A 22434-nucleotide genomic window follows, 5' to 3' on the forward strand; every position below is an offset into this window, starting at 1 on the left:
CGAGCATGGGGCTATATCATGCGCCGATGGCGGCCGCCTTCGCCAGCAGTTTTTCGGCCTGCGCCAGATGCAGTCGTTCGACCATCTTGCCGTTCAGCGCGATCACGCCCTTGCCAGTATTCTCGGCACGGGAAAAGGCGTCCCTTATCAGGCGTGCCTCGGCAATCGCCTCCGGCGGGGGCGCGAAGGCGCGGTTCGCCGCGTCGATCTGGGCCGGATGGATCAGCGTCTTGCCGTCGAACCCCATGGCGGCGCCTTCCGCGCACTCACGGGCAAAGGCGTCGAGGTCGCGAAAATCATTGGCAACGCCATCGAGCATGTCGAGGCCGCCGGCGCGCGCGGCCAGCACCATCTGCATCAGCCATGGCACGAGGTAGCGCCGGTCCGGCGTCGCCAGCACGCCGGTGTCCTTGGCCAGGTCATTCGTTCCGGCAACGAAACAATCGAGCCGTGAGGCCGGATCGCGGCCCAGTTCGGCAATGGCGCCGATGTTGAGCAGCGCCTTGGGCGTCTCGATCATTGCCCAGAGTTTCACGCTGTCGGGAGCAAAATTGTCGTCGAGCACGTCGCCGACTTCGAGGATATCGCGCGGCGTGGCGACCTTGGACAACAGAATGCCGTCGGGCTCGACTTTCGCCACGGCCAACAGATCGTCGGCGCCCCATTCGCTGGCCAGCGCATTGACGCGCACCACCATCTCGCAGCGGTGGCCGAGATTGTTGGCAGCCGGGCGGTTGGCGAAGATCGCGGGCAGCTTTTCGCGGGCGGCAATCTTGTCGGCCGGCGCGACGGCGTCCTCGAGGTCGATGATGACTGCATCGCAGGACAGAAGCGCGATCTTGGCCAGCGCCTTGTCGTTGGAGGCCGGGACGTAGAGGACGGAGCGGCGCGGGCGGTAGGATTCCATTGGTGATCTATGCCGCCTGTGGGTGATCGAGGCAAGCCGGGGCAGGATGTACGCCCACCCTCCCCCTTGTGGGGGGGTCGCTGCGAAGCAGCGGGGTGGGGGTCGGCGCCAGCACCCCCACCCGGACCTTCGGTCCGACCTCCCCATAAGGGGGAGGTAGAAGCGCGGCGCCCAGCCTCTGCACGAAAACTGCACGGGCCTGCGGAAAAGCTCCTCGGATCCGCCCCGACGTCTCCCTGCCGGCCTGCCAAACAGGCGGCATGCACAAGCGAGCAAAACCCCGTTGGTCCGTGCCACAGCGCCTGCGCAGCGAAGGCTGGTGGCTGGTCGATCCGCCGCGCGCCAATCCCCAGGCGATCCTCATTCCCTTTGTCCGCAAGAGGCCGCCATGGCGACCGGACGCGATCAGGCCAGATGCCATCAGGAAGGTCAGCCCATGACATCGTTTTTCACAGCGGCGCCAAGCTATTGCAGCCGCTTCGGTGTTGCCGTGCTGCTGGTCGTGCTGGCGGATTTCCTGTTCTACGGCCAGCCCGCCGGCGTCACGGTGTTCCTGTTCGCCATCCTGATCGCCGCGGCGGTCGTGGCCGTGCATCCCACGGCCTTCAGCGACATCAGGGTCTGGCTCAAGCCGGCCGCCCTGCTTGTCGCGCTGCTGCCGCTCGCCGAAAATGTCAGCCCTCTGTCCGTCTCGATCGCGCTCGCGGCGCTTGTCGTCTTCGCGCTTTCACTGAGCGGCCGGCTGCGGCACGGCCTGGCGCGCATTGCCGGCCAGATCGCGTTGTTCGGGCTCGCGGCGCCATTCCGCTTCATCAGCGATTTCATCCGCTGGCGCAAGACGGCGCGCCGCTTCGGCGGGCGACGCCTGCGGCTGGCGGCGATCGCCGTCTGGGTGATGCCGCTGACGCTGGGCGCCGTCTTCCTGTCGCTGTTCGGCGCCGCCAACCCGGTCATTGAATACTGGCTGTCGCTGATCGATCTTCTAAAACTGCTCGATCTGATCCAGCTGGCGCGGATTACCTTCTGGCTGTTCGTGCTCGCCGGCGTCTGGGCCTTCCTGCGGCCGCGCCTGCCGCGCTTTTCGCGGCGCGGCCCCCCGCCAAACCATCACCTTGCCGCTGCTCAACCGGCGATCAATCGGCAAAGCCACGTCGTCGAGGACATCGTGTTCGGCAAGGCAGCCATCCTGCGCGCGCTGATCGTCTTCAACGTACTGTTCGCGCTGCAGACCGGGCTCGACGCCACCTATCTCTGGGGTGGTGTCGCCCTTCCCGACGGCTTGAGCTACGCCGCCTATGCGCATCGCGGCGCCTATCCCCTTATTGTCACCGCACTGCTTGCCGCGGGCTTCGTGCTGGCGGCGCTCAGGCCGGGGAGCGAGACCTCGGACGATCCCGTCATCCGCCGGCTGGTCTATGCCTGGGTGGCGCAGAACATCATGCTGGTCATCTCGTCGATCCTGCGGCTCGACCTCTATGTCGGCATCTATGCGCTGACCTACTGGCGCATCGCCGCTTTCGTCTGGATGGGGCTGGTGGCGGCAGGCCTTGCGCTGATCATCGCCCGCATCGCGCTGCGAAAATCCAATGAATGGCTCTCCTCCGCCAATCTTCTGACGTTATCCCTGACGCTTTATGCCTGCTGTTTCATCAATTTCGCCGCGACGATCGCCAACTACAATGTCGACCACTCCCTCGAAATGACCGGCCAGGGCATTCCCCTCGACGCCTGGTATCTGCGCTCGCTCGGCCCGGGCGCGTTCCCGGCGCTCGACCGCTTTTTCGATCATCAGGGCAAGACGGCTGACGCGGGCGCTGTCCGCGAACTTGCGAGACTGCGTGGCGTCGACGAAGGTTGGTACCGAACCGTCCAGGCAAACTGGCGGGCCTGGAGCTTTCGCGACTGGCGCCTGCTTGCCTATCTCGACAGCAAGGGGTCGCTCGTGCTTCCTCAGCCTTCGCAACCTTCCTTGCCGGGCCGCTGACCGATGCCGCATCACATCCTCGTCGCCGACGATGACCCGCACATCCGCGAGGTGATCTGCTTCGCGCTGGAAAAGGCCGGCATGAAGACGCTTGGCGTGGCCGACGGCGCGGCCGCCTTGCAGGAGATCGGGCGCCGGGCGCCGGATCTGGTCGTGCTCGACATCGGCATGCCGGAGATGGACGGGCTGGAGGTCTGCCGGCGTCTGCGCCACACATCCGATGTGCCGGTGCTGTTCCTGTCCGCGCGCGATGAAGAAATCGATCGTATCCTCGGGCTCGAAATGGGCGGCGACGACTATGTGACGAAGCCGTTCAGCCCGCGCGAGCTGGTCGCGCGCGTCAACGTCATCCTGCGCCGTGCCCGCCCGGCGGCGCCCGAAGCGGCCGACGACCGGCAGTTTTCGCATGGCAAGCTCACTCTGGCGCCGGCCAGCCACGCCGCCGTCTTCGATGGCAAGCCGTTTGCCCTGACGGGGATAGAGTTCTCGATCCTGAAAGGGTTCCTGGCGCGGCCCATGCATGTGCTCGACCGTGACGCGGTGATGGCAAACGCCTATGCCGGCAAGGTCCATGTCGCCGACCGCACCGTCGACAGCCATATCCGCAACATCCGCGCGAAGCTGTCGGCGGTGGGCTGCCTGGATGCCATCGAGACCGTGCATGGCGTCGGCTTCCGGCTCGGCCGATGCGGCTGACGACTTCAAGCAAGTGGATCGGCCGCAAATGGCGGCCAAGGCTTGCCACGGTCGTTGTCGCCATCCTGATCATGGTGATGGCGCTGCCGCTGGTCGGCCTGTTCTTCTTCCGCCTCTACGAAAACCAGCTGATCCGCCAGACCGAGGCGGAACTGATCGCGCAAGGGGCGGCCATCGCCGCCATCTATGCGCAGGATGTGCGCGATGCCGGCATTCCCCCGGACAAACTCGGCGCGCCGATGCCGCAGGCCATTGGCAGCGCCAGCCGAGCCGCCAACCCCGACGGGCCGTACCGGCCGATCGAGCCGCGCCTCGATCTCGCTTCGGACTATGTGCTGCCAATCCGGCCGGCCGCCACGCCCGCAACCGCCGATCCGGCCTTCGCCACGCTCGGCGCGCGCCTGTCCGGCATTCTCGACGCCACGCAGAAAACCACGCTGGCCGGCTTCCGGCTGCTCGATCCCCGGGGCGTCGTCATTGCCGGCCGCAACGAGGTCGGGAAGTCGCTTGGCGAGGTCGATGAGGTGCGCACGGCGCTTGGCGGCCACTATGCCAGCGCGCTCAGGCTGCGCATCCCCGACCAGCCGACGCCACCGCTCTATTCGGTCAGCCGCGGCACCAAGGTGCGCGTCTTCGTCGCCCTGCCGGTGGCCGTCGACGGCCAGGTCGCCGGCGTGGTCTACGTCTCGCGGACACCCAACAACATCATCAAGCATCTCTACGGCGAACGCGGCAAGGTAACCCTGGCGGCGATCGCCATCCTTGGCGGGACGCTGCTCATCGGCCTGGTTTTCCTGCGCACCGTCAGCCGGCCGATCTATGCGCTGATCGACCGCACCCAGCGCATCGCCGCCGGTGAGCGTGACGCGATGCGGCCGCTCGATCACCATGGCACCTATGAAATGGCGGAGCTGTCCGCCGCCTTCCTCGACATGGCTGAAAAACTGCAGGCGCGCTCGGATAGCATCCAGACCTTCGCCACCCATGTCTCGCACGAGCTCAAATCGCCGCTGACGGCGATCCAGGGCGCGGCCGAATTGCTGCGCGATTCCGGCAGCACGATGGATGATGAGGAGCGGCGGCGCTTCTCCAACAATATCGTCACCGATGCCGGGCGGCTCAATCTGCTGGTGCGGCGGCTGCTCGATCTGGCGAAAGCCGAAAACCTTGCACCCAGCGGCGAAAGCACCTCGATCGGTGCCGCGCTGGCGCTGCTGCCCGCCGACACCAGGCTGGCGGTCCGCGTCGAGGCGGGCGGAGATCTTGCCTTGCGCATCTCGGCCGAGAACGCGGCGATCGTGTTTGCCAATCTCATCGACAATTCCGCCAGGCACGGCGCGACGCTGGTTTCGATCGCGGCGGCAAGCGCCGGCGGCAAGGCGACGGTGCTGGTCGGCGATGACGGCGCCGGCATTTCGCCGAGCAACCGGGCACGCATCTTCGAGCCGTTCTTCACCACGCGGCGCTCGACCGGCGGCACCGGCATGGGCCTCGGCATCGTGCTGGCCCTCCTGAAAGCGCACGATGGCATGATCCGGCTGGTTGACAGCGAGCGCGGCACGCGCTTCGAGATCACTTTGCCTTTATCAAGCTGAGCATGATCTTATCCGAAAACCGGTACCCACTTTTCGGGATCATGTTCTGGAAGCCGGAGCCGGAAAAATGCGCTACGACATCGTCATCATCGGCGGGGCCATCGTCGGGTCCTCCATTGCCTACTATCTGCGCGAGGAAGGGTTTTCGGGCTCCATCGCGCTGATCGAGCGCGATCCGCAATTCGCCCATGCGGCGACGACGCTGTCCATGGCCTCGATCCGCCAGCAATTCTCCATCCCGGAAAACATCCGTCTGTCGCAATTCACGCTGAAACTGTTCCGGCGGCTGAAGGAAGAATTTGGCACCGATGCCGATATCGGGTTCCGCGAGGGCGGCTATCTCATCCTGGCCGGTGAGAACGGCCTGCCGGTGCTCAAGGCAAACCATGATGCGCAGGTCGCCGAAGGCGCCGACATCGTGCTCGAGGATGCCGAGCAGCTGACGCGGCGCTTTGCCTGGCTGTCGACCGAGGGCATTTCGGCCGGCGCCTACGGCCGGACCGGTGAAGGCTGGTTCGACGCGCATGCGATGCTGACGCTGTTCCGCAAGGCGCTGCGCGACAAGAAGATCGATTTCATCGCCGCCTCTGTCACCGGCATTGCGCGCGACGGCAACCGCGTCACCGGCGTCTCCCTCGACAATGGCGAGATCTTGGAGGCCGGCATCGTCGTCAACGCCGCCGGGCCGAATGCCGGCAAGGTCGCGGCCCTTGCCGGGCTGGCGCTGCCGGTCGAGCCGCGCAAGCGCAACGTCTTCGTCTTCGAAGCGCGCGAGAAATATGCCGACATGCCGCTGCTGGTCGATCCCTCCGGCATCTATGTGCGCCCGGAAGGCTCGGTCTACCTCACCGGCGGCGCCGAGCCGGAAGAGGGCGACGGCCCGGCCGACCCCACCGATTTCGAGGTCGACTGGCCGCTGTTCGAAGAGGTGATCTGGCCTGTGCTGGCGACCCGTATTCCCGCCTTCGAGGCAATCAAGGCGACGCGCGCCTGGGCCGGGCACTATGACTACAACACGCTCGACCAGAACGCGGTGATCGGGCCGCATCCGGAGGTCGGCAATTTCATCTTCGCCAACGGTTTTTCCGGCCACGGCCTGCAGCAGGCGCCGGCAGTCGGCAAGGCGCTGGCCGAGTTCCTGGTGCATGGCCGGTACCGGACGATCGACTGCTCGGCGTTTGGCTATGAGCGTGTGGCGGAAGGAAGGGCTTTCCGGGAATTGAACGTGATTTGAGCAAGGCGGGCTACGACCCTCGGTATTTGCCAAGGCGTCCCAATTTCTCGTCATTCCAGGGTCTGCGCCGCGTCGCTTCGCTCCTTGCTCCGCCCTAGAATGACGAAGTTCCGGGTATCACCGCATCAACGCTGAGAGCATTGCCAAGCGCATGGCCTGACGCCGTGTTGTCGAAAATCCCCCAGGCCTCCGAACCGGAAGCAACCGCTGCTTGCACTTGCCGGGCGATCCGGCCGAGCGCTTCGGCGTCGTAGTCCGAATAATAGACGCGCGGCATGCCGTGCCAGCGGAAATAGGCGAGGCCGGCCCAACCGCCCGGCACCGCCGCGGCAGGCACCGGAGCGGGGTCGGCGGCAACACGCGCGATCCTGCGGCTTGCCAGAAGCGCTTCCGCCTCCACTTCAAACCAGCTCGGATGGCGCGGCTCGCATGCCAGTCTGACGTTTGTTCGCATGCTCAGCATATCGAAGAACCCGTCCGCGACATCGGGTTCGAACGGCAGGCTCGGCGGCAGCTGCACCAGAAGCACGCTCAGCTTTTTGCCCAGGCCTGCGACCTGTTGGAGAAATGCATCGGCAAAAGCCTCGCAGCCCACGAGGCGATTTTCATGGGTCATTGCCCTGGGGGCCTTGGCGGCGAAGCGGAAGTGCTCCGGCACGGAACGTGCCCAGCGTTCATAGGTCTCGCGACGATGCGGCTTGTAGAAGGACGTGTCGATCTCGACGATCGGAAAGCGCCTGGAGTAGCGCTCGAGGTGCGAGCCGGGGTGCGGGAAGTCTTGCTTGTATCGGGTTGGAATGCCCCAGCCGGCCGTGCCTATGAAACATCCCTGCTTCTCCATGCATGGGATGTGGACCAGACAAGGGTTAGGTCAAGGCGGGAGGTGCGACCGTCGCTCAGGCCGCCGCCAGTCTCTCGGCTTCGAGATAAGCCTGCAGCCAGGCCAACACCCGTCCCCAACCCTCGGCATGTTCGGTCGCCGCATCGCCCAGGCCGGCAAAGCCGCCATGGCAGATGGTGAGGCGCGTGCCCCTGGCGGTCGGCGCAAGCAGCCACGCGACCGTGGTTTGCCGCCGGCCAAGCGTCGGATGGTCCCAGCCATAGGCCCGCGTCTGCACGATCCGGCGCGGCGATTCGATCTCGAGGAATTCGCCGCCGGCCGGCAGGTCCCTGCCGTCGGCCATGCGGACGACGACCGTCCAGCGACCGCCGATGCGAAGGTCGGCCGACCAGTCGGCCATGCGGTAGGTGTCGGCGGACCCCCACCATTGCTCGATTTCTCTCTTAACCAGCGCACTGAAGATGCGCTCCACAGGCGCTTCGATCTCGGCCGACGCCATGATCGTCTCGCCATTGGTCATGCTCTGTACCCCGAGGAGGTGCATCATCGGTGCCTCCGCATTCGTTTTGTTTCGGTATCGAAACGAGCCTTTCACCCTTTTGTTGGCGGGCGCTCGAAACCCTTGCCGGTCTCGAGCAGGCTCTTGAGGCTCGCCAGAACCAGCGGCCAGCCCTTGCTGACATTCGGGATCAGCCGGTGCGGGCCGTCCGCCTCGTGGGTGACGGCAAGCTTCATCAGCTCGCCATCCTGTTCGATGGCGAAGGTGCAGCGCGTGTAGCCGTCCTCCTTGATCTCCGGCATCCATTCATTGCGCCATTTGATGACCAGGCGTCGCGGCGGGTCGATCTCGAGGATCTCGCCCGAGTCGGCGACGCGGCCGTCGGGGAAGATCAGTTTCCAGCTGGAGCCGACCTTCCACTCGCTCTCCTGATAGGAGCAGAGGAAGAACTGCCGGTTGAACTCCGGGTCGGTCAGCGCCTCCCAGAGTTTTTCCGGCGTGGTGCGGATGTAGGTCACGTAAACGAAGCTGTTGCTCATCAGTCCTCCCTTTCGAGGCGTTTCTTCAGATCACTCAATGCATCCAGCCGATGGCGCTCGAACTTGCCGATCCAGCGCTCGGCGATCTCGTTGATCGGAACCGGGTTGAGGTAGTGCTGCTTCTCGCGCCCCTTGCGGAGCGTGGTGACGAGGTTGGCTTCCTCCAGGATCGCCAAATGCTTGGTCACCGCCTGGCGTGTCATGTCCATCTCCGCGCACAGCGCGTTCAGCGTCTGCCCGTTCCGGGCATGGAGGTTGTCCAGCAATTGCCGGCGTGTCGGGTCGGCCAGGGCGCGAAAGACTGCATCCATGCTCATGGCCTTAATATGCAACCATTTGGTTGCATGTCAAGCGGCAAGATCGCACGTCCTCGGCGACGGGCGCGGCCACGGTAGAAAAAGTCAGCTCTTGCGGGAGAACCAGAAGGCGTCGGCCATGCGTTTCATGCCGATGCGTTCGTAGAAGCCGACGGCGTCGGGCATGGAAATCAGGCTGATGGCGACCGACGGCCCGAGCTGCCGTCGCGCCTCGTCCATCAGGCCCTTGCCGATGCCGAGCCCCTGCGCCGATCGGGAGACGGCGAGCTCGGAGATGTAACAGACCCAGGAGAAGTCGGTCATGGCCCTGATGACGCCGATCAGCGGTTTGCCCTCGATGTCGAGGCGCGCGGTCAGCAGAAGATCGGCGCAGGTCAGCATCGCCCGCAGCCTGGCGGGATCATCGACGGGCCGTGTCTCGCCGAGGCCGGATTCCACCAGCACGCGGCGGAATTCGCCAATGTCGAGAGCGGGCTCGCTTGCGTAGAGGACATGGGAGTTTTGAGCCATGCCGGCAAGACTGCACCATCGCCTCGCGAATTCGAAGCCGTTTGTGGCACCCCTTGTGCCAGCGCGCACGAACAGTTGCCTTTTATTTGCCCTCGGCTTTGTGTAAACGGGGCTTCAGCAAATCCCCCGCAACGAAAACACGGGCCAAAGCCATGGAAAAATTCACCAAGCTCACAGGCGTCGCCGCTCCGATGCCGATCGTCAATGTCGACACCGACATGATCATCCCGAAGGATTATCTCAAGACGATCAAGCGCACCGGGCTCGGCACCGGCCTGTTCGCCGAGATGCGCTACAATGACGACGGTTCGGAAAATCCGGATTTCGTGCTCAACAAGCCGGCCTACCGCAAGGCGCAGATCCTCGTCGCCGGCGACAATTTCGGCTGTGGCTCGTCGCGCGAGCACGCGCCGTGGGCACTGCTCGATTTCGGCATACGCTGCGTCATCTCGACCTCGTTCGCCGACATCTTCTACAACAACTGCTTCAAGAACGGCGTGCTGCCGATCACCGTCAGCCCCGAGGATCTCGAGAAGCTGATGGACGACGCCTCGCGTGGCTCCAACGCCACTTTGTCGATCGACCTCGAAGCCAAGGAAATCCGCGGCCCCGATGGCGGCGTGGTCAAGTTCGATCTCGACGACTTCAAGCGGCACTGCATGCTCAACGGGCTCGACGATATCGGCCTGACCATGGAGAAGGCCGGCGCCATCGCCTCGTTCGAGAAGCGCAACGCCGAACAGCGCCCCTGGGCCTGAGGGGCACCATCCGACGATAGGCCCGGCCGCTTTCCGGCCGGGTTCGGTGGCGACTGAAGGGAGGGACAGTCATGGCACGTTCGCTTCTTGCCGGCGTTTGCGGCCTGGCCTTGTTGCTTGTGCCCGGCGTGGGTGCTTTTGCGCAGACACAGACGCCAGCCGCGCAGCAGACGCCAGCGGCAGCCCAGAAGCCGGCCGACCAGCCGGCCACCGACCAGGGATCGTCGAGCACCAGCGATGCGGCGCCCACCGACGACGACAAGCAGGCGCCGATAGCGTTCGAGGGCGGCCAGCTGACCATCACGCAGCCGGAGCAGGACGGCGAGAAGGTGCTCGCCTATGACGGCAAGCAGCTGGCCAGCAACTACGATGTCTTCTTCGACAGGATCGTGAAGATCGGCGACGTCAACGTGGCGCTGGTCGATGTCGGCGACGGCGGCAATCAATGCGGCCCGGCCAAGGTCATCGTCTGGAAGCCGAAGGACGGCGAGATCAAGACCACGACGGTCGAGCAGGACGAATGCGGCGCGCCGCCGGCGGCTGTCTCCGACAGCGCCATCTATTTCGTGCCCTATCTGCTGCCGGGCGACGAGAAGCCGGCCCTGCAGTGGTCGCCTACATCAGGGCTGACCACCTCCGGCAAGCTGACCTACATGCCGGAACCAGGGACCGACTGGAAAGACATCGACCCGTCGACATACGACAACATCATCGACGCCTTCCACAATGAGGCGGTCTACAAGGAAGCCGAAAGGCTGCTCGGCAAGGACATGCCCGACATGGCGACCAGCCTGCTGGTCGGCGGCGGTACGGAAAAGACCGCATCGGGCGCCTTCTACGCCAGCGGCTGCGTGCCGCATGATTGCGGCGGCAATGACGGCTTCATGGCGGTCGACCCGGCCAAGCACAAGCTCTACTTCGCCCGCCGCGGCGACAATGGCGAGCCAGCGGCCTGGCCACCGACGGCGACATGGCCGGCCGACGTCAAGGAAGCGCTGGACAAGGCGCTGTCATCGGGAAATTAGGGCGGCCCCCCGCAGCCCCATGGGCGCCGCGTAGCGACGCGGCGCAGACCCTGGGGATAGACGACCGGAGGGAGCCTCCGGTCAATCTCCGCGGCCGCGTCGTGGCAATGGTCCGCCCTGCTTGGCCCACGACCCGCGCCGCGTCGCCTGCTAGATGCGGGTCCACAAACCCAACGAGGCCCCAATGCGCAAACTGATCTCCACAGGTTCGCCCTTCGAGAAGACCGCCGGCTATTCGCGCGCGGTGGTGCAGGGCGACTGGTGTTTCGTGTCAGGGACGACCGGCTATGATTACGCGACGATGACGATGCCGGAGACGGTCGAGGCGCAGACGCGCAACTGCCTGGCGACGATCGGCAAGGCGCTTGCCGACGGCGGCTTCGAGATATCAGATGTGGTGCGGGCGCATTACTACATCACCGACCAGGCCTTCGCCGACGTGGTCTTCCCGATCCTCGGCGAGACGTTCGGCGACATCAGGCCGGCGGCGACGATGATCGTCTGCCAGCTCAACAAGCCGGAAATGAAGATCGAGATCGAAGTCACGGCGCTGCGGCGCTCGGCTTCGGAACGCTGAGGCCAAGCCCATGAAGGTCCGGCGCATCGTGGCCAATATCGAGACGCAGGATGCGGCGGCGGCGAAACGCTTCTACCATGACGCGCTTGGCCTCGACGTGCTGATGGATCAGGGCTGGATCGCCACCTACGGCTCCGAGGAGCAGATGCAGGTGCAGGTCTCCTTCATGGCGCAAGGCGGCTCCGGCACGCCGGTGCCGGACCTGTCGATCGAGGTCGACGATGTCGAGGCAGCACTTCAAGGCATGAAGGCCGCCGGCTTCGCCATCGAATACGGCCCGGCCGACGAACCGTGGGGCGTGCGGCGCTTCTATGTACGCGATCCCCTGGGCCGGCTGGTCAACATTCTCTCACATCGGTGATCGTGGTTCCGAACCGCAGGCTTGCGCCGCAAGCGCTTGGCGTTTAGCAAGGCCGCGGTTCAAATCTTTCTGGGACGGTTTCTCCATGGCAACGAAGCATCTTTTCCTGCTCCCCGGCGACGGCATCGGCCCCGAGGCCATGGCCGAGGTCAAGAAGCTGATATCGGCCATGAACGAAAAGCTCGGCAGCGGCTTCGCCACGGATGAGGGCCTGGTCGGCGGCTGCGCCTACGACGCCCATGGCGCGGCGATTTCCGACGCCGACATGGCCAAGGCGATGGCGGCGGACGCGGTGCTGTTCGGTGCGGTCGGCGGGCCGAAATGGGATGCCGTGCCTTACGAGGTGCGCCCCGAGGCCGGCCTGCTGCGGCTGCGCAAGGACATGGAGCTGTTCGCCAATCTGCGCCCCGCCATCTGCTATCCGGCACTCGCCGCATCCTCCTCGCTCAAGCAGGAGGTGGTCGAAGGCCTCGACATACTCATCGTGCGCGAGCTGACAGGCGGCGTCTATTTCGGCGAGCCCAAGCAGATCATCGATCTCGGCAACGGCCAGAAGCGCGGCATCGACACGCAGGTCTATGACACGTTCGAGATCGAGCGCATTTCGGGCGTCGCCTTCGAGCTCGCGCGGACGCGTCGCAATCATGTGACCTCGATGGAAAAGCGCAACGTCATGAAATCGGGCGTGCTGTGGAACGAAGTCGTCACCCAGACGCACAAGGCGCGCTACTCCGACGTCAAGCTCGACCACATGCTGGCGGACGCCGGCGGCATGCAGTTGGTGCGCTGGCCGAAACAGTTCGACGTCATCGTCACCGACAATCTGTTCGGCGACATGCTGTCCGACATCGCCGCCATGCTGACTGGTTCGATCGGCATGCTGCCGTCGGCCTCGCTCGGCGCGCCCGACGTCAAGACCAAGAAGCGCAAGGCGCTCTACGAGCCGGTGCATGGCTCGGCGCCCGATATTGCCGGCAAGGGCATCGCCAACCCGATCGCCATGATCGCGTCCTTCGCCATGTGCCTGCGCTATTCCTTCGGCATGGTCGATGAAGCCGACAGGCTGGAAGGCGCCATCGCCGCCGTGCTCGATCAGGGCCTGCGCACGAAGGACATTTTCTCGCCGGGCATGACCGAGGTCGGAACGGTCGAGATGGGCGACGCAATCATCGCCAGGTTCCTGGGTTAACCCGGGACACTCAGCGTATCTCGCCGGCCAGCCGCTGCAGCAGGCCGACGAGCTGTGCTTCGTCCACCGGTTCGAAAAAGGCCGCGTCGGCGGTCTCCACGGCAACGATGGCGCGCTGTGCCGCGGCGGCCCCGGCCGGGGTGACGCGGATCACCTTGGCGCGGGAATCCCTGGGGTCGGCCTCCCGCACGATCAACCCTTTCGCCTCCAGCCGGGCGACGACATCCGAGGTCATCTTCACCTCGGTGCCGGCCTGGGCGGCGAGCTGCACCTGGTTGGGCGGCTCGCCATCGCGGCCGAGCCACATGGCCGAGGCCAGCAGCACGAACTGGACATGTGTCAGGTCGAGCGGCGCCAATGCCGCCGTCATGACGCGCTGCCAGCGCATGGTGGTTCGCCACAACAACAAGCCGGGGCTCTCCGAAGGTCCGCTGAAGCGCGTCTTCAAGTCCTGTCCATCAGCCACGGTTCGCCAACGCCTTTGCCTGCTCGAACAATTTAGCCATCGACACGTCGAAATCGCCGCTGATCTGCGGGCCGAGCTCGGGTCCGACCTCGGCTGCCGAAGGGCCGGAAATTTCCAGCCGGTGCGTCACCTGCGTGCCGCCCTCGACCGGGACCAGCGTGTGCCGGAACAGCAATTTCGTGTCACCGAACGTGGTCTCGTCGGCATAGGTGAAATTATCGACGAGATCGACGATGGTCGATTCGAACGTGTCCTGCCCGACCGGCGTCACCGAAACGCGGGTGCCCTTGGCGAACGGGCCGTGCAGCACGAACGTGTCGGACCCTTCATAGGTCAGGCGGCCCTCGTGCAACGCCTGCAGCGCGTTCCAGATGGCTGCCGCGGGAAGGGAGGAAATGGCGGTGTATTCATTGCTCCACATTGTCTCGGCTCCATTCGTCCTGCCCGATCGACCATTCGATCTGTGCACAGACTATCTGTGCACAGACTAAATTGCAAGAGGAATCTTGCTGATCCGTCTGCATGGTGCCAACTCCTTGTTTTTATGCAGTTTCGAACGGCATGCCGCCGACGTTGCTAGATCCTGACTCCGGCCGGCACCGGCCCCCACTGGTTTTCGCGCCCCTGTGTCGGAATGAGCGCAAAGACCAGGATGATCAGGCTGCCGAAGGTCGGGATGAGGATGAGCAGGCAGAGCCAGCCCGTCAGGCCGAGGTCGTGCAGGCGGCGCACGATCATGCCGAGGCTGGGCAGGAAGGTGGCCAGCAGGAAAAGGCCGAAAAGCCCCACCGTCATCGCCGGCATCTCGGCGCTATCGAAATTGCCCATCTCGAAATCGGCGAAAACGCCGATGCCGACGATCACCAGCAACGCGATCGTCCAGAACAGGCAATAGCCCCAATACTCCTTGCGCCGGGCGCGGCCGGCGAAATTGAAGTAGTTTTGGGTCACCCCGCGCCAGAAATAGCTCCAGAGGTCGGTGGGCTCGGCCGGCTCGGCCGTCCGGCCGAAATGCTGTGCCGGCGATGCGATGGCCGCGGACGCGGAGCTGGCTTGAGCCGGTGCGGCGCTCGTGCCGGCGTCGGCGGCCGGGCTAGCCGGCTGGGCGGCTATCGCGAAAACGTCGCGCGCCTGGCCGCCGCCCGGCTGGAACTCGACCGCCGTGCCCTTGGGCATCGCGGTTTGCCGGCGAAGGTTCTCGCGGGTAAATGTGTAGCGGCTGCCATCGGCCCCGGTGATGAAGCCGAAACCCTGATCCTCGTCATAGTGAAGCACTTCGCCACGCATCGCCCACCCCCCTTTACCGCCACGTCGATCGCCGCGTCCCCGCCAAGGTGTGGCACAGGGCCGATCCCGCGGGCAAGACCGTGCGGCATGGCTACCATATCAGCGGCAAATCAAGCATAAGGCTTCACGTGCAGTCGTCTTCGCCAAAGCAGACCATGACAGTCGAGCATTCCGATGCCAGCGCCGGGACCGGGGATGGGCAGGTCGCAAGGCCGCCGGGGCTTGCCCCTGCACTGGCCATCGATGCCACCGGCCTGATGTTCTGGCCGCCCGGCAAGGGCCTGGCGGGCATTCCGCGGGTGGAGAGCTTTCTCGTCAACGCGGCGTTGGCCGATCCCGACCCCGACGTGGAAGTGGTGGCGTTCAGGCCCGGGGAAGGCCGGTTCCGGCCGCTTGCGCCTTTCGAACAGGACCATGTCGCGGCGGGCGAGATCTCACCGCATCGTGTCAAGCGGTGGCCGGGGAGGCGCATGGCGCTGTCGCGGGCTTTCGAGGCGGTGCGGCAACAGCCCTGGGACAAGCGTGACGCGGACCGCCATCTGGCCAGGACGGTGACCAATGGCGGCATGGGGATCGCCTGGCAGGCGACGCGGCTGTTGATCCGCGCCTATCGCCTCTACCAGCGGGCGCGGGTCCGCCTTGGCTTGCGGGAAGATGCCCCGGCCCGGCCGGTCGAGACGGATCCCGGCCTTGTGCTGATCAGCCATCACATCCTGACCCAGGAGGACCGGTCCGCCGTTTCGGGCGACGCCGGCAAGCTTGCCTTCCTGTGCCACGATATCATCCCGGCATTGCGCCCTGACCTGATCGGCTCGAACACAGGCGAGCGCCGTTTCGGCTCCGATCTCGAGCAGCTCGTGCGCGCCGGTGCGCCGGCTTTCTGCGCCTCAGACGAGGTCGGCGCGACGCTGACCGAATATATGCGCAAGGCCGGCATCGGCGCGCCGGTGGTGTACCGCTTTCCGATGCCCTCGATCCTGCACGAGACGGCATCGGGCATGGGCGCGACCTCGCGCATCGAGGCCGGCGAGCCGTTCGTGTTCTACTGTTCGACCATCGAAGTGCGCAAGAACCACATCTTGCTGGCGCGGATCTGGCAGCAGGCGCGCGAAGAGGGCGTCAAGCTGCCGAGGCTCGTCTGCGCCGGGCGCTGGGGCTGGATGATCGAGCCCCTGCGCGCCTATCTCAAGGCGCATCCCGAACTGCTCCAGTCGGTCACCTTCACCGGGCTGGTCAGCGACGAGCAGCTCATCGGCTATTATCGCAGCGCCACGTTCGGCGTCTTTCCCTCGCATATAGAGGGCTGGGGCTACGGCGCCTCGGAATGCCTCGATTTCGGCGTTCCGGTCATCGTGTCGACGGCGCCGTCATTGATCGAGGCGAGCGGCGGGCTGATGCCGGCGATCGATTCCGAAGACCAGGCCGGCTGGTACGCCGCCATCCGCAGGATGGCCGAGGATCACGCCTGGCGCTCCTCATTGGCGGAGCGCATCGCCCAAAACCATCGGCCGACGCCGGCGGCCGCAAGCTGGGCGGCCATCAAGGCCGGGCTGCGGGACAGCGCCTCCCGGCGTTCATAAGGGTTAGGAAGGCCGCTTCTTCGGCTTCTTGTGCTTCGGCGGGCCGGCATTGTCGAATTTCGGCTTGCCCGGCTTCTTCGCCCACGGCTTTGCCTCATGCGCGGCCGCGGGGCGCTGGTCGACCGAGGCCGGTGCACGCTTTTCGAACTTCCGCTTCGGCGCGCTCGGGTCGAATGGCGCCTTGCCGCGATGCGGCTTCTTGTCCGGGCTCGGCGGCTGATAGCCGGCCCGCGACAGGTCCGGCGTACCGTCGAGCCGCTTCACCACGATATTGCCCTGCAGTTTGCGGTCGGGCCCGATGGCGGCGAGAAAACGGTCGGCCCAGTCCTCGGCGATCTGCACGAAGGTTTCTTCCGGCTGCATCTTGATGGCGCCGATCTCTCGCTTCGAGATGCTGCCGGTGCGGCACAGCATCGGGATCAGCCAGCGCGGCTCGGCATTCTGCCTCCGTCCGACCGACAGCGAGAACCAGACGCTGGCGCCGAAATCGTCGCGGCGGCTCGGCGCCTCGTCGCGCTGCGCGAACTTTTCGCCCGCCGGTCTTTCACGCGCCAATCCTTCACGCGAAGGCGTGAACGGCGCGACGTCCATGAGATCCTCGGGCGCCGAGCGGCTGGCGCGGCACTGGCGCACGAAGGCGGCCGCCACCTGTTCGGGGCCGTGCCTGGCAAGAAGTGCGTCGATGAAGCCGCGCTCGTCATCCTTCACCGGCTCGTCGAAGGCCGGATCGGCCAGGATGCGCTCGTCGTCGCGGCGGATCACGTCGTCGGCGGAGGGCGGGCTCGCCCAGGTCGCCTTGAGGCCGGCGTTCTGCAACAGCCGCTCGGTGCGCCTGCGCGCGCTGCCCGGCACGATCAGCGCGCTGACGCCCTTGCGCCCGGCGCGGCCGGTGCGGCCGCTGCGGTGCAGCAGCGTCTCGGGATTGGTCGGCAGGTCGGCATGGATGACCAGTTCGAGATTGGGCAGGTCGATCCCGCGCGCCGCGACGTCGGTGGCGATACAGACTTTCGCGCGGCCGTCGCGCATCGCCTGCAGTGCATGGCTGCGCTCGTTCTGGCTGAGCTCGCCCGAAAGCGCCACGACCGAAAAATTGCGGTTGTTGAAGCGCGCGGTCAAGTGGTTGACGGCGGCACGCGTGTTGCAGAACACCAGTGCGTTCTTCGCCTCATAGAAACGCAGCACGTTGATGATGGCGTTCTCGCGGTCGGCCTGGGCGACGTTGAGCGCCCGGTATTCGATGTCGAGATGCTGCTTTTCCTCGCCGGCGGCGGAGATGCGGACGGCATCGCGCTGGTAGCCCTGGGCGAGCGTGGCGATCGAACGCGGCACCGTGGCCGAGAACATCAGCGTGCGGCGCTCGGCCGGCGCGGCGTCGAGGATGAATTCGAGGTCTTCGCGAAAACCGAGATCGAGCATCTCGTCGGCCTCGTCGAGCACCACCGCCTTCAGCGCCGACATGTCGAGCGATTGCCGTGTGATGTGGTCGCGCAGGCGTCCGGGCGTGCCGACGACGATATGGGCGCCGCGCTCCAGCGCGCGCCGCTCGGTGCGCATGTCCATGCCGCCGACGCAGGACGCCACGGTGGCGCCGGTCGGCTCGTAAAGCCATTCCAGTTCGCGCGTCACCTGCAGCGCCAGTTCGCGCGTCGGCGCCACCGCCAGCGCCAGTGGCGCCGTCGCATGGCCAAAGCGCTCGGCGCCGTCGAGGAGCGTCGGCGCCATGGCAAGGCCGAAGGCCACGGTCTTGCCGGAGCCGGTCTGCGCCGACACCAGCGCATCGGCGGACCCAAGTTCCAGCACCGCCTTCTGCACCGGTGTCAGTTCGGAATAGCCGCGTTTTTCCAGCGCCTGTGCCAGCGCCGGGACGATACCTTCAAAGTTGGACATCTCGCTCTTTCGGAATTCAGGGTTCTGCGCTCATCATGGAGCACATCGGGGCCGGCGACGCGCCAGCCCAACAATCTTGGCCGTTCGTACTTCCTGCGGCCGCTCTTGTACAGGGCGCGCCATGAAGGCCATGCGACGCGCCGCGCATTGACTCCTGCCGCAAACCGCGTAAAAGCCCGCTTCGAACGGGATCGTTTTTCGATGCGCGGCCTTTTGATGGCTCTTCTTGCATTCGATGCCCCCAGCCTCAATGCGAACCATTGGGCGGGGCGTGTCGGCGCGTCCCCTCGTTCCAGCAAAACCATGGCCAAAACCACCACCAAAACGGTGTGATTCCCTTGGCCTAACCACCCTCTCCCGGGTTCGGCCCGGGGGACGGAACCCGCATTGGCCGGCGGGTTTTCTCCAAAAACCAAGCGGAGAGGGACAGGAGATCTTTATGAGTTTCAAGGTTGCAGTCGTCGGCGCCACGGGCAATGTGGGCCGGGAAATGCTCAACATACTGGAAGAGCGCGGCTTTCCGGTAAGCGAGGTCGTGGCGCTCGCCTCGCGGCGCAGCCAGGGCACGGAAGTGTCGTTCGGCGACCGCACGCTGAAGGTCAAGGCGCTGGACAGCTATGACTTTTCCGACACCGACATCTGCGTCATGTCGGCCGGCGGCAATGTCTCCAAGGAATGGTCGCCGAAGATCGGCAAGCAGGGCTGCGTCGTCATCGATAATTCGTCGGCCTTCCGCTATGACCAGGACGTGCCGCTGATCGTGCCGGAAGTGAATCCGGACGCGATCTCGCTGTTCACGCGCAAGAACATAATCGCCAATCCGAACTGCTCGACCGCGCAGCTGGTCGTGGCGCTGAAGCCGCTGCACGATTTCGCCACCATCAAGCGCGTCGTCGTCGCCACCTACCAGTCGGTGTCCGGCGCCGGCAAGGAAGGCATGGACGAGCTGTTCACGCAGACCCGTGCGGTGTTCGTCGCCGACCAGGTCGACGTCAAGAAGTTCACCAAGCGCATCGCCTTCAACGTCATTCCGCATATCGACGTCTTCCTCGACGACGGCTTCACCAAGGAAGAGTGGAAGATGGTCGCCGAGACCAAGAAGATGCTCGACCCCAAGATCAAGCTGACGGCGACCTGCGTGCGCGTGCCGGTGTTCATCGGCCATTCGGAAGCGGTCAACATCGAGTTCGAGAAGCCGATCACCGCCGACGAGGCGCGCGACATCCTGCGCGATGCGCCGGGCTGCCAGGTCTTGGACAAGCGCGAGGACGGCGGCTACATCACGCCGCTGGAATCGGCCGGCGAGGACGCCACCTTCATCTCGCGCATCCGCGAGGATTCGACCGTCGACAACGGCCTGTCGATGTGGGTCGTCTCCGACAACCTGCGCAAGGGCGCGGCGCTCAACGCGGTGCAGATCGCCGAGCTTCTGGTCGAGCGCGGCCTGATCCAGCCGAAGAAGAAGGCGGCTTAATCTCGCTCGCGGGCCGCACCGCCGCTGCCGCGGCTGGCCCTGCGCGGGCGCGCCGGACGACCGGCGGCCCGCGGTCGCGGGCTCGGCCTTCGGCCGGGGCGCTTCTTCCTTCTCCCCCTGTGGGAGAAGGTGGATCGGCGCGAAGCGCCGAGACGGTTGAGGGGTGTTCCAGCGGAGTGAGACGTTGGCGTTCCCTTCATGACTAGCACTCAGCCCGTAGGTACCGTACTGCGCCCTGCCACCGGCTCAGACGCCGCCGCCATCGCCCGGCTCATGCGGGCGGCGCTCGACGCCTTCGACTGGATGCCGGTCATCCACACGCCGGCCGAGGATCTCGCCTTCATCCGCGACATGGTGCTGCCACGGCAGCAGGTGACGGTCGCCGAAGCCGGCAGCGAGATTGTCGGCTTCATTGCCGTCAGCGGCGATTGGGTGGAACAGCTCTACCTTCACCCGGCATGGACCGGGCTAGGCATCGGCAGCCGGTTGCTGACGGACGCCACCGCTGCTTTGTCGGTCACGAAACTCCATTGCTTCCAGGCCAACACCGGCGCCCGGCGTTTCTATGAGCGCCACGGCTTTCGTGCCGAGTCGTTCGGCGACGGCACCACCAACGAGGAAGGCCTGCCGGATATTCTATACGTCCGCAGGCGCTGACAGCTTACTCAACCCGACCGCTCTCGGCCGCCAGTCCTCGCAACAAGACCAGCGCCTCCTCCGCCCGCTCCGCCGGCACGAACAGATGATCATGATAGAATGCCGAGACCGGATTGACGCCCATGCCGGCGGCGGCGAGCCGCGTGGTGATGGCGGCGAGGAAGCCGACCGCTTCCAGCGAGGAATGGATGTTCAACGTGATCATCCGGCAACGGAACGAGGCGGCCAGTCCGGCCGCCTTTGCGGCGTCCTCTGTCACGATCAGCGTCGTGCCCTCGCGCTCGCGAAACAGCATGACCGGGTCGAGGCCCTCGGGTCGGGAAACCCCGGGCGCCAGCGTGGCGAAGACATGGATGCCGTCGAGCAATTCCGGCGTCATCGACGCCAACAATGTCTTCAGATCGGTTTCGCCGGTCATTTCTCTCGCCTGAACTGGGACGGGCAACAGGCTCCTATTATCCGCAACCGGCACATGCCGATAGTCCGCGCACCGCGCACGACATGGCGATGTCGCTGGCGGCCGGGCTTGCGGATCCCTCCCGTCGCACAATAGGGGGAGGTGAGGGCCGATGCCGGTCCGTGAAAGGCCTGTCCATGATCGTTCGCCCGCGCCCCAACTTCCTGCAGCTGTTCTTCATCATGCGCGGCTCCGTGGTGCCGCGCATCCTGCCGCAGATTTTCGGCTTCGCCGTCTATTCGGCGGTCATCCTGGCCCTGGCGCGGTGGTTCAAACTCGATCTCGGCGTCTTCAACATCACGCCGTTTGGCCTGGTCGGCGTGACCCTGTCGATCTATCTGTCCTTCCGCAACAACGCCGCCTATGACCGCTGGTGGGAAGCGCGCAAGCTGTGGGGCGCGCTGGTCTTCGAAATCCGCAACCTGTCGCGCGCGACGACCACCCTCATTCCCGACAAGGCCGAGCAGCGCGCCTTGCTGATGGAGGCGCTGGCCTTCTGCCATTTCCTGCGCGGCCAGTTGCGCAAGATCGACAGCATCAAGGACGCCCGTGCCTTCATCGAAACCGAAGCGGAGGCGGTCGCGGCTTTCGCCAATCCGGCCGACGAGATGGTCCGGCGCATGGGGCGGCGCGCCAATGCGCAGCGCCAGGCGGGCGACGTCGATCCGATCGGCTTCCGCATCCTCGATGAAAGGCTGGCCTCGATCACCGCCATCCAGGCCGGCTGCGAGCGGATCGCCGGCACGCCCTTGCCTTTCGCCTATACGCTGCTGGTGCACCGCACGGCCTATATCGTCTGCCTGCTTTTGCCCATCGGGCTGATCTCGACCACCGGCTGGGCGACGCCCCTGTTCACGGCGCTGATCGCCTACACCTTCTTCGGCCTCGACGCGCTTTCGGAAGAGCTCGAGGACCCGTTCGGCACCGAAGCCAACGACCTCGCGCTCGACGGCCTGTGCCGCGTCTGCGAGATCTCGGTGTTCGAGGCGCTGGGCGAGGCGCCGCCAAAAATGCTGCCGGCCGAGAAGTTCTATTTCTCCTAGAATCCGGCCCGGCTTGCCTGCCGGCCAGAGGACGGATCGAAAAAAGCCCAGCCCCCTGTAGGATTGCGGCCTCATGCCGCGTCCTTGGTTCGACCCCGGAGAAAAGGGCTCGAACCATCAGGAGGAACACCGATGAGCATTTCCGAAACCGCGCCCGTCTCGTCCGGCGCCTTGTGGACCGGCCGTGTGCTCAGCGGCCTCATCGTCCTGTTCATGATCTTCGACGGCGCCATCAAGCTGCCGCCGCTCGACGTGGTGACCCAGACGATGGTGCCGCTCGGCTGGCCGGCCGACGCCAATGTCGCGCGCCTGCTCGGCGTCATCGGCCTGATCGCGACCGCGCTCTACGCGCTGCCGCGCACTTCGGTGCTCGGCGCCATCCTGCTCACCGCCTATATGGGCGGGGCCATCGCCACCAATGCGCGGATCGGCAATCCGCTGTTTTCGCACACGCTGTTCGGCGTCTATCTCGGCATCATCCTGTGGGGTGGCCTTTATCTGCGCGACCCCAGGGTGCGCGCATTGATCCCGTTCAACCGCTAGTTCTCAGG

At 65.5% G+C, this 22434-nt stretch carries 25 protein-coding genes; 14 read left to right on the top strand and 11 right to left on the bottom strand.

What is annotated here, in order from left to right; all coding sequences use genetic code 11:
• Positions 1-16: 16 nt before the first annotated feature.
• A complete protein-coding gene (locus tag QQK95_RS18880) occupies positions 17-907 on the bottom strand; it encodes an HpcH/HpaI aldolase/citrate lyase family protein (RefSeq protein ID WP_284275443.1) in 891 nt (296 codons plus the stop codon).
• A 436-nt stretch (positions 908-1343) separates the two neighbouring features.
• Between QQK95_RS18880 and QQK95_RS18885 the strand changes: the two genes are divergently transcribed.
• The 4 genes from QQK95_RS18885 (at position 1344) to QQK95_RS18900 (ending at position 6416) form a co-directional block, all read left to right on the top strand.
• Complete coding sequence (locus QQK95_RS18885; protein ID WP_284275444.1) at positions 1344-2891, top strand: DUF4153 domain-containing protein; 1548 nt, start codon at positions 1344-1346, stop codon at positions 2889-2891.
• 3 nt (positions 2892-2894) lie between these two features.
• Positions 2895-3587 carry a response regulator transcription factor gene (locus tag QQK95_RS18890; RefSeq protein WP_284275445.1) on the top strand — a complete coding sequence of 231 codons (693 nt, stop codon included), beginning with the start codon at positions 2895-2897 and terminating at the stop codon, positions 3585-3587.
• Positions 3578-5182: a HAMP domain-containing sensor histidine kinase gene (locus tag QQK95_RS18895; RefSeq protein WP_284275446.1), complete on the top strand. Its 1605-nt coding sequence runs from the start codon at positions 3578-3580 to the stop codon at positions 5180-5182. Before QQK95_RS18890 ends, QQK95_RS18895 begins: the two co-directional genes overlap by 10 nt.
• A gap of 67 nt (positions 5183-5249) precedes the next feature.
• The gene (locus QQK95_RS18900) at positions 5250-6416 is read left to right on the top strand and encodes an NAD(P)/FAD-dependent oxidoreductase (RefSeq protein WP_284275449.1); all 1167 of its coding nucleotides are present in this window, start codon (positions 5250-5252) and stop codon (positions 6414-6416) included.
• 94 nt (positions 6417-6510) lie between these two features.
• On the opposite strand, the gene QQK95_RS18905 is transcribed toward QQK95_RS18900, so the two are convergent.
• From QQK95_RS18905 to QQK95_RS18925, 5 genes are all read right to left on the bottom strand, one after another.
• Positions 6511-7257, bottom strand: coding sequence for a DUF72 domain-containing protein (locus QQK95_RS18905; RefSeq protein ID WP_284275452.1), 747 nt, complete (start codon positions 7255-7257; stop codon positions 6511-6513).
• Positions 7258-7312: 55 nt separating this feature from the next.
• On the bottom strand, positions 7313-7804 hold the full coding sequence (locus tag QQK95_RS18910) for an SRPBCC family protein (protein ID WP_284275454.1): 492 nt from the start codon (positions 7802-7804) through the stop codon (positions 7313-7315).
• A 44-nt stretch (positions 7805-7848) separates the two neighbouring features.
• Positions 7849-8295 carry an SRPBCC family protein gene (locus QQK95_RS18915; protein WP_284275455.1) on the bottom strand — a complete coding sequence of 149 codons (447 nt, stop codon included), beginning with the start codon at positions 8293-8295 and terminating at the stop codon, positions 7849-7851.
• Positions 8295-8606: an ArsR/SmtB family transcription factor gene (locus QQK95_RS18920; protein WP_064987727.1), complete on the bottom strand. Its 312-nt coding sequence runs from the start codon at positions 8604-8606 to the stop codon at positions 8295-8297. Before QQK95_RS18920 ends, QQK95_RS18915 begins: the two co-directional genes overlap by 1 nt.
• A 90-nt stretch (positions 8607-8696) precedes the next feature.
• Positions 8697-9122 (bottom strand): GNAT family N-acetyltransferase, encoded by a 426-nt coding sequence (locus tag QQK95_RS18925; RefSeq protein ID WP_284275457.1) that lies wholly within the window; start codon positions 9120-9122, stop codon positions 8697-8699.
• A 152-nt stretch (positions 9123-9274) separates the two neighbouring features.
• On the opposite strand from QQK95_RS18925, the gene leuD reads away from it, so the two are divergent.
• From leuD to leuB, 5 genes are all read left to right on the top strand, one after another.
• Positions 9275-9880 (top strand): 3-isopropylmalate dehydratase small subunit, encoded by a 606-nt coding sequence (gene leuD / locus QQK95_RS18930; RefSeq protein WP_096451815.1) that lies wholly within the window; start codon positions 9275-9277, stop codon positions 9878-9880.
• 71 nt (positions 9881-9951) lie between these two features.
• Positions 9952-10905 carry a hypothetical protein gene (locus QQK95_RS18935; protein ID WP_284275460.1) on the top strand — a complete coding sequence of 318 codons (954 nt, stop codon included), beginning with the start codon at positions 9952-9954 and terminating at the stop codon, positions 10903-10905.
• Between the two features lie 184 nt (positions 10906-11089).
• Positions 11090-11482, top strand: coding sequence for a RidA family protein (locus QQK95_RS18940; protein ID WP_284275461.1), 393 nt, complete (start codon positions 11090-11092; stop codon positions 11480-11482).
• Positions 11483-11492: 10 nt separating this feature from the next.
• Positions 11493-11843: a VOC family protein gene (locus QQK95_RS18945; protein WP_284275462.1), complete on the top strand. Its 351-nt coding sequence runs from the start codon at positions 11493-11495 to the stop codon at positions 11841-11843.
• 85 nt (positions 11844-11928) lie between these two features.
• Positions 11929-13032, top strand: a complete 1104-nt coding sequence (gene leuB, locus QQK95_RS18950) for a 3-isopropylmalate dehydrogenase (protein WP_284275463.1) — start codon at positions 11929-11931, stop codon at positions 13030-13032.
• Positions 13033-13042: 10 nt separating this feature from the next.
• Here the strand turns inward: leuB and QQK95_RS18955 are convergent, their stop codons facing one another.
• From QQK95_RS18955 to QQK95_RS18965, 3 genes are all read right to left on the bottom strand, one after another.
• Complete coding sequence (locus QQK95_RS18955; RefSeq protein WP_284275464.1) at positions 13043-13441, bottom strand: MarR family winged helix-turn-helix transcriptional regulator; 399 nt, start codon at positions 13439-13441, stop codon at positions 13043-13045.
• Between the two features lie 49 nt (positions 13442-13490).
• A complete protein-coding gene (locus QQK95_RS18960; RefSeq protein ID WP_284275465.1) occupies positions 13491-13919 on the bottom strand; it encodes an SRPBCC family protein in 429 nt (142 codons plus the stop codon).
• Between the two features lie 155 nt (positions 13920-14074).
• A complete protein-coding gene (locus QQK95_RS18965) occupies positions 14075-14785 on the bottom strand; it encodes a DUF805 domain-containing protein (RefSeq protein ID WP_284275467.1) in 711 nt (236 codons plus the stop codon).
• A 155-nt stretch (positions 14786-14940) separates the two neighbouring features.
• Between QQK95_RS18965 and QQK95_RS18970 the strand changes: the two genes are divergently transcribed.
• Positions 14941-16365, top strand: coding sequence for a glycosyltransferase (locus QQK95_RS18970; protein ID WP_284275468.1), 1425 nt, complete (start codon positions 14941-14943; stop codon positions 16363-16365).
• Positions 16366-16368: 3 nt separating this feature from the next.
• On the opposite strand, the gene QQK95_RS18975 is transcribed toward QQK95_RS18970, so the two are convergent.
• Positions 16369-18252, bottom strand: coding sequence for a DEAD/DEAH box helicase (locus QQK95_RS18975; RefSeq protein WP_284275470.1), 1884 nt, complete (start codon positions 18250-18252; stop codon positions 16369-16371).
• 439 nt (positions 18253-18691) lie between these two features.
• On the opposite strand from QQK95_RS18975, the gene QQK95_RS18980 reads away from it, so the two are divergent.
• Complete coding sequence (locus QQK95_RS18980; protein ID WP_032932296.1) at positions 18692-19726, top strand: aspartate-semialdehyde dehydrogenase; 1035 nt, start codon at positions 18692-18694, stop codon at positions 19724-19726.
• A gap of 198 nt (positions 19727-19924) precedes the next feature.
• The gene (locus QQK95_RS18985; RefSeq protein WP_284275472.1) at positions 19925-20383 is read left to right on the top strand and encodes a GNAT family N-acetyltransferase; all 459 of its coding nucleotides are present in this window, start codon (positions 19925-19927) and stop codon (positions 20381-20383) included.
• Positions 20384-20387: 4 nt separating this feature from the next.
• On the opposite strand, the gene QQK95_RS18990 is transcribed toward QQK95_RS18985, so the two are convergent.
• Complete coding sequence (locus tag QQK95_RS18990; RefSeq protein ID WP_284275473.1) at positions 20388-20801, bottom strand: ACT domain-containing protein; 414 nt, start codon at positions 20799-20801, stop codon at positions 20388-20390.
• Between the two features lie 176 nt (positions 20802-20977).
• Here QQK95_RS18990 and QQK95_RS18995 point away from each other — a divergent pair, with 176 nt between their 5' ends.
• On the top strand, positions 20978-21883 hold the full coding sequence (locus QQK95_RS18995) for a bestrophin family protein (protein WP_284275475.1): 906 nt from the start codon (positions 20978-20980) through the stop codon (positions 21881-21883).
• A 132-nt stretch (positions 21884-22015) separates the two neighbouring features.
• Entirely contained in the window at positions 22016-22426 is a 411-nt protein-coding gene (locus QQK95_RS19000) for a DoxX family protein (RefSeq protein ID WP_284275477.1), read from the top strand.
• Positions 22427-22434 lie beyond the last annotated feature (8 nt).

This window comes from Mesorhizobium huakuii, assembly GCF_030160235.1.
Classification (GTDB): domain Bacteria; phylum Pseudomonadota; class Alphaproteobacteria; order Rhizobiales; family Rhizobiaceae; genus Mesorhizobium; species Mesorhizobium huakuii.

Coding starts and splice junctions, on each gene's coding strand:
- QQK95_RS18880 (WP_284275443.1), bottom strand. CDS start 907: ATGGAATCCTACCGCCCGCGCCGCTCCGTCCTCTACGTCCCGGCCTCC.
- QQK95_RS18885 (WP_284275444.1), top strand. CDS start 1,344: ATGACATCGTTTTTCACAGCGGCGCCAAGCTATTGCAGCCGCTTCGGT.
- QQK95_RS18890 (WP_284275445.1), top strand. CDS start 2,895: ATGCCGCATCACATCCTCGTCGCCGACGATGACCCGCACATCCGCGAG.
- QQK95_RS18895 (WP_284275446.1), top strand. CDS start 3,578: ATGCGGCTGACGACTTCAAGCAAGTGGATCGGCCGCAAATGGCGGCCA.
- QQK95_RS18900 (WP_284275449.1), top strand. CDS start 5,250: ATGCGCTACGACATCGTCATCATCGGCGGGGCCATCGTCGGGTCCTCC.
- QQK95_RS18905 (WP_284275452.1), bottom strand. CDS start 7,257: ATGGAGAAGCAGGGATGTTTCATAGGCACGGCCGGCTGGGGCATTCCA.
- QQK95_RS18910 (WP_284275454.1), bottom strand. CDS start 7,804: ATGATGCACCTCCTCGGGGTACAGAGCATGACCAATGGCGAGACGATC.
- QQK95_RS18915 (WP_284275455.1), bottom strand. CDS start 8,295: ATGAGCAACAGCTTCGTTTACGTGACCTACATCCGCACCACGCCGGAA.
- QQK95_RS18920 (WP_064987727.1), bottom strand. CDS start 8,606: ATGGATGCAGTCTTTCGCGCCCTGGCCGACCCGACACGCCGGCAATTG.
- QQK95_RS18925 (WP_284275457.1), bottom strand. CDS start 9,122: ATGGCTCAAAACTCCCATGTCCTCTACGCAAGCGAGCCCGCTCTCGAC.
- leuD (WP_096451815.1), top strand. CDS start 9,275: ATGGAAAAATTCACCAAGCTCACAGGCGTCGCCGCTCCGATGCCGATC.
- QQK95_RS18935 (WP_284275460.1), top strand. CDS start 9,952: ATGGCACGTTCGCTTCTTGCCGGCGTTTGCGGCCTGGCCTTGTTGCTT.
- QQK95_RS18940 (WP_284275461.1), top strand. CDS start 11,090: ATGCGCAAACTGATCTCCACAGGTTCGCCCTTCGAGAAGACCGCCGGC.
- QQK95_RS18945 (WP_284275462.1), top strand. CDS start 11,493: ATGAAGGTCCGGCGCATCGTGGCCAATATCGAGACGCAGGATGCGGCG.
- leuB (WP_284275463.1), top strand. CDS start 11,929: ATGGCAACGAAGCATCTTTTCCTGCTCCCCGGCGACGGCATCGGCCCC.
- QQK95_RS18960 (WP_284275465.1), bottom strand. CDS start 13,919: ATGTGGAGCAATGAATACACCGCCATTTCCTCCCTTCCCGCGGCAGCC.
- QQK95_RS18965 (WP_284275467.1), bottom strand. CDS start 14,785: ATGCGTGGCGAAGTGCTTCACTATGACGAGGATCAGGGTTTCGGCTTC.
- QQK95_RS18970 (WP_284275468.1), top strand. CDS start 14,941: ATGACAGTCGAGCATTCCGATGCCAGCGCCGGGACCGGGGATGGGCAG.
- QQK95_RS18975 (WP_284275470.1), bottom strand. CDS start 18,252: ATGTCCAACTTTGAAGGTATCGTCCCGGCGCTGGCACAGGCGCTGGAA.
- QQK95_RS18980 (WP_032932296.1), top strand. CDS start 18,692: ATGAGTTTCAAGGTTGCAGTCGTCGGCGCCACGGGCAATGTGGGCCGG.
- QQK95_RS18985 (WP_284275472.1), top strand. CDS start 19,925: ATGACTAGCACTCAGCCCGTAGGTACCGTACTGCGCCCTGCCACCGGC.
- QQK95_RS18990 (WP_284275473.1), bottom strand. CDS start 20,801: ATGACCGGCGAAACCGATCTGAAGACATTGTTGGCGTCGATGACGCCG.
- QQK95_RS18995 (WP_284275475.1), top strand. CDS start 20,978: ATGATCGTTCGCCCGCGCCCCAACTTCCTGCAGCTGTTCTTCATCATG.
- QQK95_RS19000 (WP_284275477.1), top strand. CDS start 22,016: ATGAGCATTTCCGAAACCGCGCCCGTCTCGTCCGGCGCCTTGTGGACC.